This is a genomic window from Candidatus Cloacimonadota bacterium (assembly GCA_021734245.1).
Taxonomy (GTDB): domain Bacteria; phylum Cloacimonadota; class Cloacimonadia; order Cloacimonadales; family TCS61; genus B137-G9.
Genome location: JAIPJH010000022.1, coordinates 1 through 16238 on the forward strand (window position 1 = coordinate 1; position 16238 = coordinate 16238).

The 16238-nt window shown below is 38.8% G+C and carries 25 protein-coding genes; 18 read left to right on the forward strand and 7 right to left on the reverse strand.

The window, feature by feature from the left end; genetic code table 11:
• The 6 genes from K9N40_05055 to K9N40_05080 form a co-directional block, all read left to right on the forward strand.
• On the forward strand, window positions 1–843 hold an 843-nt coding region (locus K9N40_05055), incomplete at its 5' end, for a glycosyltransferase family 2 protein (GenBank protein ID MCF7813821.1).
• Between the two features lie 14 nt (window positions 844–857).
• On the forward strand, window positions 858–2216 hold the full coding sequence (locus K9N40_05060) for a UTP--glucose-1-phosphate uridylyltransferase (GenBank protein MCF7813822.1): 1359 nt from the start codon (window positions 858–860) through the stop codon (window positions 2214–2216).
• Window positions 2217–2389: 173 nt separating this feature from the next.
• Window positions 2390–3130, forward strand: a complete 741-nt coding sequence (locus K9N40_05065; GenBank protein ID MCF7813823.1) for a tRNA 2-thiocytidine biosynthesis TtcA family protein — start codon at window positions 2390–2392, stop codon at window positions 3128–3130.
• Window positions 3131–3262: 132 nt separating this feature from the next.
• Entirely contained in the window at window positions 3263–3895 is a 633-nt protein-coding gene (locus tag K9N40_05070) for a hypothetical protein (GenBank protein ID MCF7813824.1), read from the forward strand.
• Between the two features lie 190 nt (window positions 3896–4085).
• Window positions 4086–4736 carry a Type 1 glutamine amidotransferase-like domain-containing protein gene (locus K9N40_05075; protein MCF7813825.1) on the forward strand — a complete coding sequence of 217 codons (651 nt, stop codon included), beginning with the start codon at window positions 4086–4088 and terminating at the stop codon, window positions 4734–4736.
• Between the two features lie 193 nt (window positions 4737–4929).
• The gene (locus K9N40_05080) at window positions 4930–5499 is read left to right on the forward strand and encodes a hypothetical protein (GenBank protein MCF7813826.1); all 570 of its coding nucleotides are present in this window, start codon (window positions 4930–4932) and stop codon (window positions 5497–5499) included.
• A 15-nt stretch (window positions 5500–5514) separates the two neighbouring features.
• Here the strand turns inward: K9N40_05080 and K9N40_05085 are convergent, their stop codons facing one another.
• The 7 genes from K9N40_05085 to K9N40_05115 form a co-directional block, all read right to left on the reverse strand.
• Entirely contained in the window at window positions 5515–6375 is an 861-nt protein-coding gene (locus K9N40_05085; protein MCF7813827.1) for an RNA polymerase sigma factor RpoD/SigA, read from the reverse strand.
• Between the two features lie 78 nt (window positions 6376–6453).
• The gene (locus K9N40_05090) at window positions 6454–6834 is read right to left on the reverse strand and encodes a GxxExxY protein (protein ID MCF7813828.1); all 381 of its coding nucleotides are present in this window, start codon (window positions 6832–6834) and stop codon (window positions 6454–6456) included.
• Entirely contained in the window at window positions 6824–6973 is a 150-nt protein-coding gene (locus K9N40_05095) for a GxxExxY protein (GenBank protein ID MCF7813829.1), read from the reverse strand. Before K9N40_05095 ends, K9N40_05090 begins: the two co-directional genes overlap by 11 nt.
• A gap of 86 nt (window positions 6974–7059) precedes the next feature.
• Window positions 7060–7284 carry a GxxExxY protein gene (locus tag K9N40_05100; protein MCF7813830.1) on the reverse strand — a complete coding sequence of 75 codons (225 nt, stop codon included), beginning with the start codon at window positions 7282–7284 and terminating at the stop codon, window positions 7060–7062.
• A 126-nt stretch (window positions 7285–7410) separates the two neighbouring features.
• Window positions 7411–7710, reverse strand: a complete 300-nt coding sequence (locus tag K9N40_05105) for a MerR family transcriptional regulator (GenBank protein ID MCF7813831.1) — start codon at window positions 7708–7710, stop codon at window positions 7411–7413.
• An 11-nt stretch (window positions 7711–7721) separates the two neighbouring features.
• Complete coding sequence (locus K9N40_05110; GenBank protein MCF7813832.1) at window positions 7722–8630, reverse strand: peptidoglycan DD-metalloendopeptidase family protein; 909 nt, start codon at window positions 8628–8630, stop codon at window positions 7722–7724.
• On the reverse strand, window positions 8630–8902 hold the full coding sequence (locus K9N40_05115; GenBank protein ID MCF7813833.1) for an acylphosphatase: 273 nt from the start codon (window positions 8900–8902) through the stop codon (window positions 8630–8632). The genes K9N40_05110 and K9N40_05115 overlap by 1 nt, the downstream gene beginning before the upstream one ends.
• A gap of 240 nt (window positions 8903–9142) precedes the next feature.
• Here K9N40_05115 and rsmG point away from each other — a divergent pair, with 240 nt between their 5' ends.
• The 12 genes from rsmG to atpH all read left to right on the forward strand — a co-directional run bounded on the left by rsmG (window position 9143) and on the right by atpH (window position 16236).
• A complete protein-coding gene (rsmG, locus tag K9N40_05120; GenBank protein MCF7813834.1) occupies window positions 9143–9757 on the forward strand; it encodes a 16S rRNA (guanine(527)-N(7))-methyltransferase RsmG in 615 nt (204 codons plus the stop codon).
• Between the two features lie 79 nt (window positions 9758–9836).
• Window positions 9837–10592 carry an AAA family ATPase gene (locus K9N40_05125; protein ID MCF7813835.1) on the forward strand — a complete coding sequence of 252 codons (756 nt, stop codon included), beginning with the start codon at window positions 9837–9839 and terminating at the stop codon, window positions 10590–10592.
• On the forward strand, window positions 10589–11446 hold the full coding sequence (locus K9N40_05130; protein ID MCF7813836.1) for a ParB/RepB/Spo0J family partition protein: 858 nt from the start codon (window positions 10589–10591) through the stop codon (window positions 11444–11446). The genes K9N40_05125 and K9N40_05130 overlap by 4 nt, the downstream gene beginning before the upstream one ends.
• Complete coding sequence (locus K9N40_05135; GenBank protein MCF7813837.1) at window positions 11439–12089, forward strand: M23 family metallopeptidase; 651 nt, start codon at window positions 11439–11441, stop codon at window positions 12087–12089. The genes K9N40_05130 and K9N40_05135 overlap by 8 nt, the downstream gene beginning before the upstream one ends.
• Window positions 12090–12106: 17 nt before the next feature.
• Window positions 12107–12493 (forward strand): polymer-forming cytoskeletal protein, encoded by a 387-nt coding sequence (locus tag K9N40_05140; protein MCF7813838.1) that lies wholly within the window; start codon window positions 12107–12109, stop codon window positions 12491–12493.
• Between the two features lies 1 nt (window position 12494).
• On the forward strand, window positions 12495–12761 hold the full coding sequence (locus K9N40_05145) for an AtpZ/AtpI family protein (GenBank protein MCF7813839.1): 267 nt from the start codon (window positions 12495–12497) through the stop codon (window positions 12759–12761).
• A 34-nt stretch (window positions 12762–12795) separates the two neighbouring features.
• Window positions 12796–13137 carry an ATP synthase subunit I gene (locus K9N40_05150; GenBank protein MCF7813840.1) on the forward strand — a complete coding sequence of 114 codons (342 nt, stop codon included), beginning with the start codon at window positions 12796–12798 and terminating at the stop codon, window positions 13135–13137.
• Window positions 13138–13150: 13 nt separating this feature from the next.
• The gene (gene atpB / locus K9N40_05155) at window positions 13151–14041 is read left to right on the forward strand and encodes a F0F1 ATP synthase subunit A (protein ID MCF7813841.1); all 891 of its coding nucleotides are present in this window, start codon (window positions 13151–13153) and stop codon (window positions 14039–14041) included.
• 1 nt (window position 14042) lies between these two features.
• Window positions 14043–14792: an ATP synthase F0 subunit C gene (atpE, locus tag K9N40_05160; protein MCF7813842.1), complete on the forward strand. Its 750-nt coding sequence runs from the start codon at window positions 14043–14045 to the stop codon at window positions 14790–14792.
• A gap of 35 nt (window positions 14793–14827) precedes the next feature.
• Window positions 14828–15079: an ATP synthase F0 subunit C gene (gene atpE / locus K9N40_05165; GenBank protein MCF7813843.1), complete on the forward strand. Its 252-nt coding sequence runs from the start codon at window positions 14828–14830 to the stop codon at window positions 15077–15079.
• A 142-nt stretch (window positions 15080–15221) separates the two neighbouring features.
• Entirely contained in the window at window positions 15222–15710 is a 489-nt protein-coding gene (atpF, locus tag K9N40_05170) for a F0F1 ATP synthase subunit B (protein MCF7813844.1), read from the forward strand.
• Window positions 15700–16236 (forward strand): ATP synthase F1 subunit delta, encoded by a 537-nt coding sequence (atpH, locus tag K9N40_05175; GenBank protein ID MCF7813845.1) that lies wholly within the window; start codon window positions 15700–15702, stop codon window positions 16234–16236. The genes atpF and atpH overlap by 11 nt, the downstream gene beginning before the upstream one ends.
• The last annotated feature ends 2 nt before the right edge of the window (window positions 16237–16238 follow it).

Sequence of the window (16238 nt, forward strand, 5' to 3'; positions counted from 1 at the left end):
GATTACGAGATCATTTTCGTGGATGACGGTTCCACCGATCACAGCTTCGATGAAATGCGTAAATTGGCAGAAAAAGATAGAAATGTAAAAGTTATCCGATTTCGTAAAAACTTCGGGAAAGCTGCCGGTTTGCAAACTGGCTTCGATGCAGCTTCAGGCGATATAATTTTCACGATGGATGCCGATCTGCAGGACGATCCGAAAGAGATTTCTGCCTTCCTGCAAAAATTGGAGGAAGGCTACGACATGGTGACAGGTTGGAAGAAAAAACGTAAAGATCCAATTGGAAAAACCTGGCCTTCCAAGCTGGCAAATTCGGTAATGAACAGTGCATTTAAATTAAAAATTCATGATCATAATTGCGGCTTCAAAGCTTATCGAAAAGAGGTGGCGGAAGAACTGGATGTTTACGGTGAAATGCACCGCTATATTCCAGCTTTAGCTCATGCCAGAGGTTTTAAAATTGCTGAAATTCCAGTCAATCATCGCAAACGAAAATTCGGAGTTTCCAAATATGGAGTAGAACGATTTTTCCGCAGTTTTCTTGATCTTCTCACAGTAAAACTGGTAACAGGTTATCTTCACAGTCCACTCTATCTTTTCGGTAGAATCGGAGCTGGTTTCAGTTTTCTGGGTTTCATCATTGCACTCTATCTCACGATCATGAAATTGGGTTTTCATCAACCTCTCTACAATCGTCCTCTGCTCTATCTGGCTACGCTTCTTATCATCATTGGATTGCAGTTTTTCTCGATCGGACTTCTGGGTGAATTGATCGTAAATCAAAATCGAAAATCAAATAAGGAAATTAAGATCTCGATCAAAGAAAAGATAAATTTTTAAACAGGAGAAAAATCATGCAAAATCATCTACCGAAATTTGTGGAAATTATGCAAAATGCAGGTTTGACAGACTTAACAATTCAGGCATTTTCAACTTATTATTATAAAATTTTAGAAGGTGCTTCCGGCAAGCTTACAGAAAACGACATTGATCCTCCTGAAAGTGATAATATTGCAAGGTACAAAAACCTGCATTCCGAATCTTACGCACCTTTGGAAAAACTTGTTGTGATAAAATTGAACGGTGGTTTGGGAACCAGCATGGGTTTAAAAAAAGCCAAAACTCTGCTCAAGGTGAAGGGTGAATTGAATTTTCTGGATATAATTGCCAGGCAGATCATTGAATTGCGGGAAGAAAGCGAAAAGTGCATTCCGCTGATGTTTATGCACAGTTTCAATACGCGGGAAGATTCTCTGAATCATCTCAAAATTTATAACGATTTACCGCTTCCCAACCTGCCTATGGATTTTGTGCAAAATAAATTTCCCAAAATTCGTCAGGAAGATCTTGCTCCATTGCAAAATGAAGATGATCATAAAAATTGGAATCCACCCGGACACGGTGAAATTTACAGTGTTCTTTCCAGTTCGGGAGTGCTGGATAAACTGCTGGAACAGGGTTTTGAATATGCTTTTATTTCCAACTCCGATAATCTGGGGGCAGTCGTCGATGAAAAGATACTTGGTTATTTTGCTGAACATAAAATTCCCTTTATGATGGAAGTTTGCCAGCGGACAGAAGTTGATAAAAAAGGCGGTCATCTGGCGCAAACCAAGAATGGGCAACTTCTCCTGAGGGAATCTGCTCAATGTCCTGATGATGAAGTTGAAAAATTCCAGGATATCAATCGTTATTCATATTTTAACACCAACAATCTCTGGGTAAATTTGAAAGCCTTGAAGCAGAAGCTGTTTGATACAAATAACTTGTTACCACTGCAGTTGATCTTGAATGGAAAAGAAGTAGACGGTGTAAAAGTTTATCAAGTAGAAAGTGCAATGGGAGCTGCGATCAGCGTGTTCAAAGGCTCAAAAGCAATCCTGGTAAATCGCGATCGTTTTGCTCCGGTTAAGAAAACTAACGATCTGCTGGCGATCTGGAGCGATGCTTATAAACTCACCGATAACTATCGATTAATCTTGAACGGACGCAGCAAACCACCAAAAATTAGTTTGGATGACAGATATTACAAAACTATCGATCAGTTGCAGGATCATTTTGAGTATGGAATTCCTGATTTGAGAAAGTGTAAAAGTTTGGAAATCAATGCTAATGTTTATTTTGAAAAAGGAGTTCATATCGTTGGAAATGTGAAGATTTCCAAAGATGCCGATCTTGAGCATTGTACATTGGAAAATGAGGAATACAAGTAACGCAAACATCCTTGTTTGCGAAAAATCGTGTGCAAAAACTCTTGTCCGTGAGAACTCGTTCAGGAGTGAACGAGATACAGTAACGCAAACATCCTTGTTTGCTACAGATTTTCAGACTGGATCACAGGATTTGCAGGAGAAAACCCGCGTCCATCCGCGATTAGAAAAATTTAATGAAAATCAATAAATCCTTCAACAAAAACTACGGACAATGGTTTGTGAATGATGTGCTGCATGCCATCAAAACCTACAAAATGTTTCAACCTGATGATAAAATCTGTGTCGCACTTTCCGGTGGAAAAGACAGCATCACGCTGCTTTATATTTTGTGGTTCATCAACCGGTATTCCTGGCTCAAGTTTCAGCTTTCTGCTTTACACGTAAAAACAGCAGAATATGATACTTCTGTGCTCAAAGAATTGTGTAAAGAGTTGGATGTTCCCTACTACCAAACAGAACTTTTCCTGACTGAAAAAACACTTTCCAAAGATACCTGTTATATCTGTTCCCGCTTAAAACGTGGTGCGATGAGTAAATTTCTGCCGGAAAAAGAAATTCAAATTGTAGCTTATGGGCACCATGCAGATGATGCGGCGGAAACCTTCTTTATGAACATGATAAAACACAAGCGGCTGGGCAGTTTTTCTCCCAAAGTCGATTTTGAAAAATATTACATAAATATAATTAGACCGATGATCTATCTGGAAGAAGCAACGATCTCGACGCTGCATAAAAAAGTAGGTTTACCGGTTTTGGATTATAAATGTCCGCATGAGGATGAAAATATTCGCAGTGAGTTCAAAGAAAACGTGCAGAAAATACGGGAAATTTTCGGCATAAAACACTTCAGCCGCATCGTAGTTGAATCGCTGGAGAATATAGATTGGAAGAACGTTTGGCAAGATTTGATGTAACGCAAACATCCTTGTTTGCGAAAGATTGTCTCACAGACACGCTTGTCTGCAAAAAAAAACTCGTTCAGGAGTGAACGAGATACAGTAACGCAAACATCCTTGTTTGTGGCTCAAAAAACAGAGAGGTAAGTTATGTGGAAAATTGAATCGGATACACCACTAAAATTGGGTGTGATAGAAATGAAAAACATCTCGGTAACAACCGAGAAAACAGCTTATAACAAAATCCTGGAATGTGCTGCCGAATATGCACAGAAATACCAGAATATGAATATCGGTGAAATTCCCGGAGTGGCAAATGCGAGAAATCTATTCCGTTCCATCGGCATGGATCCTACCAAACATCGTCCTTCTTCAGAGGGACTTCTGCGGAGAGCTTTGAAGGGCAAAGATTACTTTTCCATCAATACTTTAGTGGATATTGGAAATTGGTGTTCACTGGATTTTCTGCTGCCGATATGCGTGTATGATGCAGATAAAACAGAAGGCGAAATTACAGCTCGCCTGGGAAAAGAAGGTGAAAGCTATTTCGGCCATAATAAACGGGAAGTGAACTTGTTCAATCGCTTTGTGGTTGCAGACGAAAAAGGTCCTTTCGGCTCTCCCATCACCGATTCTACCAAGACAGCTGTTGATGTGAAAACTAAAAATGCAATTCTCATTATTTTTGCGCCACAGGATTTTGATGATGAAATTCTGCAGAAAGAAATAAAAATCTTTTCGGAAAGAGTGCAGGAAATTTGCGGTGGAGAAGCTCAACAGTAACGCAAACATCCTTGTTTGCGAAAGATTGTCTCACAGACATTCTTGTCTGCAAAAAAAACTCGTTCAGGAGTGAACGAGATACAGTAACGCAAACATCCTTGTTTGCGAAAGATTCTCTAAAAAAACCGTTTTTCTTGACAGTTACATTTCACTTTTCACATTTCAAAACAGAAAATTTGAAGAGGAAAGAATGATGAAAAGAAAGATGTTCCTGATCAGTGATATGACCGATTCTTTCCAGGAGTTCTGTAAACATTTCGTTGAAGCTTGCGGAGCAGAAAAAGCCAGAATTGCTTTCCTGATGCAAGGTGGAAAAGATTGGAAGAAATATTTCGATCAATACGAAGCCTGTTTTCGAAAATCAGAATTTGACGATTTCTTTCCTGTATTTCCCAATAAAAATTTTAGCTTTAAATCAGAAATGCTGGATCAACTGGCATCTGCAACCGGAATTTTTGTGGGTGGTGGAAATACCTTCCGTTACATAAAAGCTTATGCAGAATCTCCATTGTCGGATGTTATTCGATCCAAATATTTGAATGGTGTTCCTTATGCAGGACTTTCAGCAGGAGCGATCATATCTGTCCGATTAGGTTTCCTGCCAGGATTTGTTATCAAACCGCATTTCAAACAGAAGAACCGTTTTTTTGAATTGATCAGCAAAATGCAAAGCGAGAAGAAGGAAATCGGTTTGGGAATGGATGACGGAATTTGGATCGAAATTGTCGATGATTGTAATTTCACCTTTCACGGTAATGGAAAATGCTATCTTTTCCGCTTCGAAAATGATCATAAATTTGAATTTGAAGTTTTCAAAACTGATATGATGGTGATTTTGTGAATTCATTTTTTTTAAATGTAAAATTTTATGTTCCAATTTGCAAAGAGAGGTACAGAGGGATTTTGCTGTTATTTCAATTAAAAATTTAGAAAACTGTTCTAAACCCTCTTTTTTCTCCCTTTTAGAAAAGACTGGGGATGGCGTTTTGCAAGCAAAGCCACCAGTAGAAAGGGAGACTGATAAAAGGAATTAAATGAAAAAAGGAATTTTTTGTCTGGAAGGATTGTGGTACGATGATCTGCGAAGAAGATCGACGGTGAAACCAATTCTGGAACTATTGGAATTGAATTCTGATATTCCTTTTCTGCATTCCGACTGTGCAACTAAAGAAGAATTTGATTTCTATATTACCAAATGGAAAAAGCACGAATATGATGGCTATCCAATTTTGTATCTGGCTTTTCACGGCTTGGAAAATGGAGTGCTGATCAATGATCTTCCTTATACATTGGAAGAAATGAGCAATATTCTGGAAAAGAAATGTCGTCATCGTGTAATTGTTTTTGCTTCCTGCAGCACAATAAGAACAGATAGACGTAATCTGAAGAGATTTCTGAAGAAAACCCGGGCTCTGGCAATATGCGGATATCGCAAGGAAGTGCCGTGGATTCAGGCAACTGCGTTTGAATTGATGCTGCTGGCGGCGATGCAGGAAAATGCTTTGGATGGACGTGGTATCGAGGCAATAGGAAAACGAATAAATGCCACTGCAAAAATGTTCACAGATCTGGATTTTCTGATGCTGACGAATAAAGAAATTTAATAAATATTATTTTAATCAATAATTTAGCAGATAATCAATATCCTTTTCCATCTCTTCGTAAGCGTCGGCCATGATCTTCTGCAAAGCTGCTTTCTGGATTTGACGAACTCGTTCCCGGGATAAACCCAATTCTTCTCCGATCTGAGCAAAATTCTTGCCTTTATCACCATCCAAACCAAAATATTGTTTCACGATGAAAGCATCACGAGGTGGCAGTTTACTGATGGAATCTTCGATCTTATCCTGCACTCTTTCTCGATAATAAAGCGTTTTTGGATCTACATCATCGGGATCTTCCAGGAATTCGGAAAGCGTAACGGAATCGTGTTTATTGGTGTAATTTTTATCATCTAATGATGTAGTTTTTACAGCTTGTTTATTAACTTTTTTGATAGCTTTTTTGTCCAAGTTGCTGCGATCGGCAATTTCTTCTACAGAGGCATGACGTCCTGTTTCGCTGTAAACCTGATCATCGATGAATTTTATTTTGTTCATCATGTTAGATTTTCCCAGCGGCATGCGAATAACGTTGGTTTTCTCGGCGAGAGCAAACAGAATTCTCTGACGGATCCACCAAACGGCATAGGAAATTAATTTATTGTCCTTTTCTGGGTCGAATTTTTCGATAGCTTTGATGAGTCCCATATTTCCTTCGCTGATAAGTTCTGCCAGGCTTAAGCCGCGATTTTGATAACGTGCTGCAACCTTAACCACAAACTTCAGGTTGGAAGTAACGAGTTTATCCAAAGCTTTTTTATCACCTTTCTGCGCTTTGATAGCCAGCTCATTTTCCTCTTCTCTGCTCAAAGGTTCAATGTTCGATATCTGATTCAGATAACTTTGTAATGCTCTGTCTTTAAATACATTTTCTGCCATATTACACCATTTTAGACTGGATCACGGGATTTACGGGATAACTTTGAAATTTAGTTAGAAGAAACAAATTTTTAGCTTTCATTTCAAATCCTTCAGATCTCGTACTTTTCGTTTAATCTCAACTTCTTCTTCACCAAAATTAATGAGTAAACCAACATCAATTCCAGTTGCAACAAGATAATTTACCAATTGCATCTCATGAATTTTATTTAGTTTGATTATCGATTTATATTCAATAATTATCTTATTTTCAACCACAGCATCTGCAATAAAATTTCCAACATTTATGCCGTCATAATCGACAGCGATTTGTTTTTGGGACTCATAGAAAAGACCGTTCTTTTTATATTCTATTTCCATGCATTTTTCGTAAACTGATTCCAAATATCCAAAACCGAAAGTATTATAAACTTTATACGCACAGCCAATAATTTTATCTGATAAATTTTTATATTTCATTTTTAAATAACCTAAAGGCAAAAACCAGTCGATCCTGTGATCTTGTCAAAACACATTCCAGATATCCTCTGCCAAGCTCATAATAAACTTCATAGAAGCACTGAATGATATCACTTGATAATCCTGCCTGTTTTAACATACTATTTCCTTATCTGCGAATTTCTGTGTAAATCCGCGGCTGTTTTTTTGCCGCTGATCAACGCAGATTTAACACGGATATTTGTCTTATTTCTTTCTTTCATTATCATACACTTTCCTTGAAAATTCCGGTTCTTCTCCGAAATTTAAAATCAGCCCTACTTCTATATTTGTGGATCTCAAGTAGTTTAATAACTGAGCTTCATGTTCTTCTGTTATTGCTTTTACAGCCTTTATCTCGCTTATAATTCTATTATCAATTTCATAGAAGCACTGAATGATATCACATGATAATCCTGCCTGTTTTAACATACTATTTCCTTATCTGCGGATATCTGTGTAAATCCGCGGCTGTTTTTTTGCCGCTGATCAACGCAGATTTAACACGGATATTTGTCTTTGTGTCCACTGTGTCTCCGTGTCTCTGTGTTGAAAAAATCACACATGAAATTCATTTTTGTGATCATAAATAAAATCCAAAAGTTCATCATCGCTCATTTTCAATTTACGTGCCAGCGAAAATACAATTTTTACACCGGATAAATTCAATCCGATTTCCTGGGTTAAAGTGATAATTATATTAATTTTTGTCACATCATTTTTACTAAAAAGCCGAGTTTGATGCTCCGATCTTTGCGGAGAGATCAGTTTTTTGCGTTCATACATTCTTATCGTTTGATCGTGAATTCCCAACTGCTTTGCCACTTCACCGATGAGATATCTATCCTTCTTTTCCATGATTGTTTTCCTTACAATTTCGGTAGAATTTCCCGCGGATTGATCGCCTTTCCTTTTACACGATATTCGAAATGCAAGTGCGGTGCTGTGGAATTTCCCGTATTTCCCACGGTCGCGATCGGCTGACCCTTTTTTACCTTTTCTCCCAGACGGACCAAATTCGATTCATTATGCGCATACACAGTCATAACAAGATCATCATGCTCGATAATTATCACATTTCCATAACCGCGCTGAGTTCCAGTGTAAACCACTTTTCCATCCAAAACTGCATAAATCGGATCGCCACTGTCTGCTGCTATATCAATGCCTTTATGGGGTCGTCCATCCCGCTTGCCAAATTCGGAAGTTACAGCTCCCTGCACCGGAATAAAAAGATCATACTTTTTAGTTTTTTTCTTCACTTCTTTAGTTTCTTCTGGTTTTTCAGTTTCTTGTATTTCGGCAGTTTCGATTATTTCCTGTTCGGTCTGTTTTGATTTTTCAGTGGGAACCAGCCACAATTTCATGCCTTTTTTCAGTTCCAGGTCTTCCAGGTGATTGTAATCCATCAGATCGAGAATATCCACGTCGTACATTTTAGAAATCCGATAAATCGATTCTTTGGCCTTCACGATGTGAAATCCTAGCTTGGGAATGCTGCGGGTTGTCACAAAATCACTTTTCTTTTTTTCGCGCGGATAGAGATATATCTTCTGTCCTACGAAAACTCTTTCCTGCTGCATATTGTTGAACAGCATCAGTTTTTCCACCGGCAGTGAATATTTCTGGCTGATCGTGTAGATGGTTTCGTCTTCCTTCACGATGTGATAGTCGCTGGAAGGAGTTTGGTAGACAGGATAGCTTTTGAAAGTGAAATTACAGGAAATCAGGAAAATTACAAGCAGAAGAAAGAAATGGCGCAAACCGGTTTTCAGCATTAATATTCTATCCTGAAATTAGTAAAATCCTGATGTGATTTTAAAGGAGAAATGTGAATATCTTCAACTCGGGAAAGTCGCGGACCCTGCTTTACAGCTTCGATAAAACTTTCCATATTTCCTTCGTCGCCTACCGCAATTATTTTTACTTTACCATCGGGTGTGTTTCGCACATTTCCCAGAATTTGATATAGATTTGCCTGCTGCACCGTGAAGTAACGAAACGAAACTCCCTGCACTCGACCGGAAACAATTATTTCTATGCTTTTCATAAAATTTTCCATATAACTAATTTCAACCTCAAACTTGAGTGGACTTGTGTCAAATTATTTATTTTTTTGCATTTTTTCCCCGTCCTGACAGGACGCAATATTATTAGCCACACGTACAACAGAAATTAAATGTATGTTTCCGTAGAAAGCTACGCCAAGACAAACAGGAGCTATGATACGAACAAAACTCCAATAAACTATCCTTGACATTCCAACCTGCACCTTGCGAATGCAGTTTGTATGAAGAAAAAAGTATTTGAAGAATTTATTGCTGAGCAGCTTCCCGAAAGGAAAGACGAATTAATTCCTGAATTCTCAAAACTGCTCGATCTGGTGTGGCAAACCAACCAGAATATTAACCTGATCTCGCGCAAAACTTCCAGAGAAGATTATTGGACACTGCACCTGCTGGATTCAATTTTACCGATACAATTTTTCGATTTTTCGAATAAGAAAATACTGGATTTTGGAACCGGCGGTGGCTTTCCCGGTTTGCCGCTCAAACTTATTTTTTCCAATTCGGAAGTTTATCTGCTGGATTCCATAAACAAGAAAATCTCAGCAATAAAAAATATTATCAAAATGCTTGACGTGCCAGAGTGTTTCACGATTGTTTCACGGTTGGAAGATTTAGAAGATATGTGGTTCGGCTTTTTCGATGTGATAGTATGCCGATCGGTGAAAATTCTGCCGAAGTATAAAAAGAAAATGCTGAGTTTAATAAAAAACGACGGCAGAATTCTGCTTTATAAAAGCAAGGTTTTGGATGATGCTGATCTTTTTCCAAAAAGGAAAATACACACTTTAGATCATCCTGAGATCGGAGAGCGGAAGATAGTGGAAATCTGGAAATGAAATGGTGAAAATTAATAAAACATTATTAAGGTTACGGTGAATATTTTATGGCGAAGATCAGTTTCAATGTGAGTAGTGTATGGCAAAGATAATAGCAGTAGTTAACCAAAAAGGCGGTGTGGGAAAAACAACCACGGCGATCAACCTGGCATCGGCTCTGGCAATATTTGAAAAGAAAACGCTTTTAGTCGATTTTGATCCGCAGGGCAATGCTTCCAGCGGAGCAGGATTAGACAAAGATAAGAATAATATTTATGATGCGCTGATTGGAAATAAAAAATTGAAAGATGTTCTTCAGGTCTCCCCCATGTTAAAGCATCTCGATATTGCACCTTCCAATATGGATTTGAGCGGAGCGGAAATCGAGCTGGTAAAAGAATATTCCCGCGAATATAAACTGAAAAATCTGCTCGATCCTGCCAAAGAAGATTACGAATATATCATCATTGATTGTCCGCCATCTCTGGGACTTCTTACCGTAAATTCGCTCACAGCCTGCACGGACGTCATCATTCCCATTCAATGTGAATATTATGCTCTGGAAGGTGTAAGTCAGCTTCTTACCACCATTCGTCTTATCAAGAACGGACTCAATCCCGATCTGAAGATCATGGGAATTTTGCTCACGATGTATGATAGACGTTTGAATCTTTCGCAGCAGGTGGCAAAAGAAGTTCGCCGTTATTTCCAGCAGCAGGTTTTTAATACGATAATTCATAGAAATGTAAAATTAAGCGAAGCTCCCAGTTTTGGGAAATCGATTTTCCATTATGATATCAAATCTCCGGGTGCACTCAGCTACCTGGAATTTGCAAAGGAAGTGATAGCAAGATGACAAGATTAGGAAAAGGATTAGAAGCTCTTATATCAACCGGTCCGGAATCGGTAGATAAAACTACCGGAATTACCACCGTAAAAGTGGATATGATAAAACCCAACCGTTTTCAGCCACGCCGAATTTTTGATAAAGAAAAACTGGAGGAACTGGCAAATTCCCTGAGGGAAAACGGTATTATCCAACCGATAATCGTTACCAAAAAAAGCGAATCCAATTACGAATTGGTTGCTGGTGAACGACGCCTGGAAGCATCCAAACTGGCAGGTTTCGAAGAAATTCCGGTAATAATTCGTAGCGTATCTGCCAAAGAACAATTGCAGTTTGCCATCATCGAAAACGTGCAGCGTGAAGATCTTAGTCCGATCGAAGAAGCACGTGCATATCAAAGATTGAACGAAGAATTCGGTCTCACTCATGCTCAAATTTCCGAAATCGTAGGAAAAGACAGAGCGACTATCACAAATTTGATCCGTCTCTTAAAACTACCTCTAAACATTCAAAAAATGATCTTGGAAGAAAAGCTTTCTTCCGGTCATGCTCGTGCTATTTTGCAGGTTCCCGAAACTGAGCAGGAAGATTTTGCCAAGAAGATCATGAGTAACATCTTCTCAGTTCGCAAAGCCGAACAGGAAGCCAAGCGCATCAAAGAAGAAAACGGTGTCAAAATACCACAGACTAAAAAAGAACCAGAGAGAATTCCTGAATTTACTAATTATGAAAAAAAACTGCGTGATATCCTGGGAATGAGAGTAAAACTCAGCGGTAAACCAACCAAAGGAAAATTAAGCCTCTATTTTTCTACCAAGAAAGATCTACAGAAGCTCATTGAAACATTATTAAGTTATGAATAAAATTATTCAGATCGCGATTATTTTTATACTGCTGGTTGTGCTGGTAATAATGCTTTCCGAACAGAAAAAATTACGCCATGAAGTACTCCGCCTGGAACATGAACTGGCAATTTCCACCAAATATATTCAACATCTTACCGATCAACTAACCAGCAAAACTACCAATGGAGAACCAGGCAAAGATGATAAAATGAAAGAAATCCTGCAGGAATATCTCCGAGAAAAAAATCCACCTGCACAAGATGTGGAAAGCAGTAGTCAAAACTTTCCTGACCTGGTTCCCCTAAAAAGCGAATATGCAGTCAGTCAATATTTCAGCGAAGAACATCCTGCTCTGGATTTTGCAGCAGAAGAAGGAACGGAAGTAGTGGCAGCAGCAGCTGGAGAAGTGCTTTCGGTTTATCAGGATAAGTATTTTGGCAATGTGATGATAATAGATCATTTGAATGAATATGCAACTTTGTATGCACATCTGGCAACTGCGATCCATCCATCCAAAACTGCTGTGAAAAAGGGTGAAACAATCGGCTTGGTAGGAAATACAGGATTCAGCTCTGCCCCGCATCTGCATTTTGAAATAATGAAAAATGGCATAAATCTGGACCCGAAAGAAATCTTGAAATTAAAAGAAAATGACAAATAAATATTTTAGGAGACATGATGGCAAGAAATCGAAAAGTTGAACTTTCCACGATCATCGGAAAAGGCAGTAAGATAACTGGAAATCTATTTGTAGATGGTGGTGTTCGCGTGGATGGTGAAATCGAAGGAAAAATAGAATCAAACGGTTTTGTAACGATCGGAATATCTGGAATTGCCAAAGCGGATATCAATGCAGATGAATGTCTGATTTCCGGAAAAGTGGTTGGAGATGTTCATGTTTCCGATGGTTTGGAACTGGAAGAAACTGCCAGCCTTACTGGCGATATCACAGCAAAAGTGATTAAAATCCATACTGGTGCTGTTTTCAACGGCCACAGCCACATGGGTGAAAAATCTGCACCCAAAAAGAAAGTGGTTATCAATAAAAAGGAAGCCAGCGAGTAATTTGAAAAATTTTCCTCAAAAGAAGAACCCTGTATTGCAGGAAATACTAAAGAATTTCGGATTAGTAACTCAACTTGGGCTTTCTGTCATCATTTCCATCCTCATCTTTGTTCTGGGTTTCAACTATCTGGATAAATATTTTTCAGCAAATGGTAAATTGTTGATATTAGGTGTTTTATTGGGTGTTCTGTGCGGAATACTTGTTGCCTACCGACAGGTAAGTAAGTATTTAAAAATAGACAAATCTGATGATAGAGACCAGCAATAAACTCTTTGTAAGAAAAACCTTAACCTTAATTCTATTGACAGAAATACCTGCCATTCTGACTTTGCCGTTGTTTTTGGGAGTGAGTTTAGGTTGGATTTTAGGGGCTTTAGCCAGTGCTGTAAACTTCTACTGGCTGGCAAAAAATGTGGAATCGAGTATTTCGCAGCAGCCCACGAAATCCAAGTTGAATGCCATAAAAGGAACCTATTTGAGAATGGCATTTCTGCTGATTTACTCCATAATTATTTTAACGTTTGTGAAACCGAATGTGATAAGTTTCGGTTTAGGTCTGCTGGCAGCGCAGATTGTTTTGTATCTCCGCTTTCTGGTGGAGAATATTGAAAAAAGTAAATTTTTCAGGGGAAGAAATGGCTAAAACGAAAAAGCCAATGCTGAAGATATTTCTGATTTTCTTTGTGATCGAAATAGCTCTTGTTGTTATTTCCGGTAATTTCAGTAAAGAGCTGAAAATCGGATTTGAAGACGGCAAGTTTACTGTTTATCAGGCTGAATCACATTACGATCTTCAAGAGAAAATAACTGAAGAATTCCAGATAGATGAATATTATTCCAAACACGATGTAGAACCAAAAATTTACGGCAGTTCCAAGATCTACGATTTTTTTAAAAATATTTTTGGGAAAGCTACTGCTGTTGCTACTTTTCAGCTGCTTAGAATGCTGCTGATAGTTGATATCTTGATTTTGCTGATGGCTGTTTTAATAAGAAAATCACTGCTTGCCCGACCTTCCAAACCACAGATAATTTTTGAGCTGCTTTACACATCTCTGGAACAATTTGTAACGGAAACCCTGGGAAAAGATAAAGCTTATTATACACCTTACATTGTAAGTTTATTCCTGTTTCTCTGGGTTTGCAATATGATCGGAATGATCCCGATTCCCGGTTTTATGGAACCGACCAGAAATTTGAACGTTCCTTTGGGATTAGGTTTTTTGTCGGTTGTAATTGTCCACGCATCGGCAGTTAAATTTAAAGGTGCCTGGAAGCATTTACAGAACTACATCAACCCTGTAAAAAACCCGCTTTTCCTGCTGGATATTGTAGGAGAAGTTTCCAAAGTTGTATCCATCTCATTCCGACTTTTTGGAAATATTCTGGGTGGAGCGATCATCATTCTGGTTGTTTCATCTCTGGTAAGTTATGTGGTCTTTCCAGTTGGCTTGAATCTCTTTTTTGGAATGTTTGTAGGAACGATCCAGGCTTTTGTTTTCACGATGCTGGCACTTACTTATATCGGCGTAGAAATAGCGGAGTAGAATGATGATTTCAACGGAACATATTCAAATTGCAGCTTACCTGGGAGCAGGACTCTGTGTGGGAATCGGAGCGATCACGACCGGAATAGGTTCTGGAATGATTGCCGGTGAAGGTGCCTATGGAATCGTGAAACAGCCCAAAGCAAATGAACAGCTTTTCCGAACAATGTTGATTGGACAAGCGGCAGCACAAACGGCGGGAATTTTCGCTTTGGTAATTTCCATGCTGCTGATCTACGGAATCGATATGACAATCGGCGGCTGGTTCAAAGCTTCTGCATATCTCTCGGCAGGATTGGCGATGGGGCTGGGATCGATCGGACCTTCATTGGGTGCTGGATATGCCGGAAGTCAGGCTTGTAAATCTGTAGCCAGAATGCCCAAACAGGGAAATGCAATAATGGGAAATATGCTGATCGGACAAGCTTTGGCTCAAACTTCTGCCATTTTTGCTCTGGTAGTGGCATTTCTGCTAATCTATTCCGTCCCAAATCAACCGGATGGCATTTCAACCGGTCATATAATCGTGAAGTCTCTGGCGCTAATCGGTGCCGGACTTGCCATAGGATTGGGAACTTTGGGACCTGGAACAGGAATTGGATTTGTGGCAGGAAAAGCCACTGATTCGATGGGAAGATTCCCGGCTCAGAAACCAACCATATTGCGAACAATGTTTCTGGGGGCAGCAGTCTCAGAATCTACAGCGATCTATTCGCTGGTGGTATCATTTTTATTGATATTTGCATTATAAAAAAAATAAATGAAGAAATAAAATTTGGAGGAAACATGGAATTGACATTAGCTCAAGGAATCGTAAAGTCAGCAGCTTTATTAGGTGCTGGTCTTTGTATGGGAATGGGTGCTTTGGGACCTGGAATCGGCGAAGGATTCGTAGCTGGAAAAGCTTGTGAAGGAATCGCCCGTTCTCCCGAAAATGCCAGTCTTATCACCAGAACAATGCTGGTGGGACAGGCAGTTTCTGAATCTACTGGTATTTATTCTCTGGTTATCGCGCTTCTGTTAATATTCTCCACCTAAGAAAATTAGTTTTATCGGGAAGGTCATTTTTTATTCTTTTTTCAGGAAGATAATGATCTATTCCAAAACAGGTGGAAATCTGGAATTTTCATTTTCTAAAGAGGAATGAATGAATTCCGGCAATGAATAATTTGGAGAATTTATGATTAGTATAAATTATGCGTTTGTCATAGTTATTTTGAATTTTATTCTGCTGCTTATTGTGCTGAATAAACTTCTGTATAAACCTATCAAACAGTTCCTGGCAGAAAGACAGAAGAAAATAACTGACGACATCGATGCAGCAAAAGCTTCCAAAGATGAAGCTCAGAAATTGGTGGAAAAGAAAGAAACCGAGCTAAAAGCATCAGCGGAAGATATCCGCAAAATGAAAAATGCTGCCAGAAAAGATGCCGAAGGAAAAGCCAGCGATATCTTGAAAAACGCCAAGACTCTGGAAAAGAAAATGCTCAAAGACACTGAATCTCAGCTGAAGCATGAGAAACAGAAAGTTATGCAGGAAATCGAAGGTGAGCTTTCCGATCTGGTGGCAGATCTATCCGCCAAATTTCTTTCCGGCAAGCTGGACGATAAAAAAGATAAAGAACTCATCGGTAAAATGTTGAAGGAAAGCGAGAGAAGTGAGAAATAACCTAATTGCTCAGCGTTATGCCAAAGCAGTTCTTCTAAATATAAAATCAGAAGAATTCGACGATCTGAGAGCTGATATAAAGCAGATGATGGAAATTTTTCATCAGGACACAGATTACCTGAAATCCCTGGATTCAATGCTGTACCCTTTCCAGAAAAGACTGAACGCTGCTTTGGAAATAACCAAAGGACTTTCCAAACAGGAACTTTGGAAAAATCTGTTTGAGATTCTTATCAAAAAAAACCGCTTTTCGCTGATTGATGATATTTTGCGAGTATTGGATGCGGACATTCTGCACCTGGAAAACAAGGTTCATGTAAAATTAACGATCGCGCACAAACACAGCGCAGAAGTTATGCAGCAGATAGAAAATAAAATTAGAGATATCTTGAATAAAGATATTGAAATAGAGATCAGGAAAAACCCGGAAATTCTGGGTGGATTCCTTGCCGAAACGGAGAGTTTTCTTATCGATGGCTCGGTAAAACACAATCTGGTCAAATTAATTAATATTAAAAAAAATTAGTA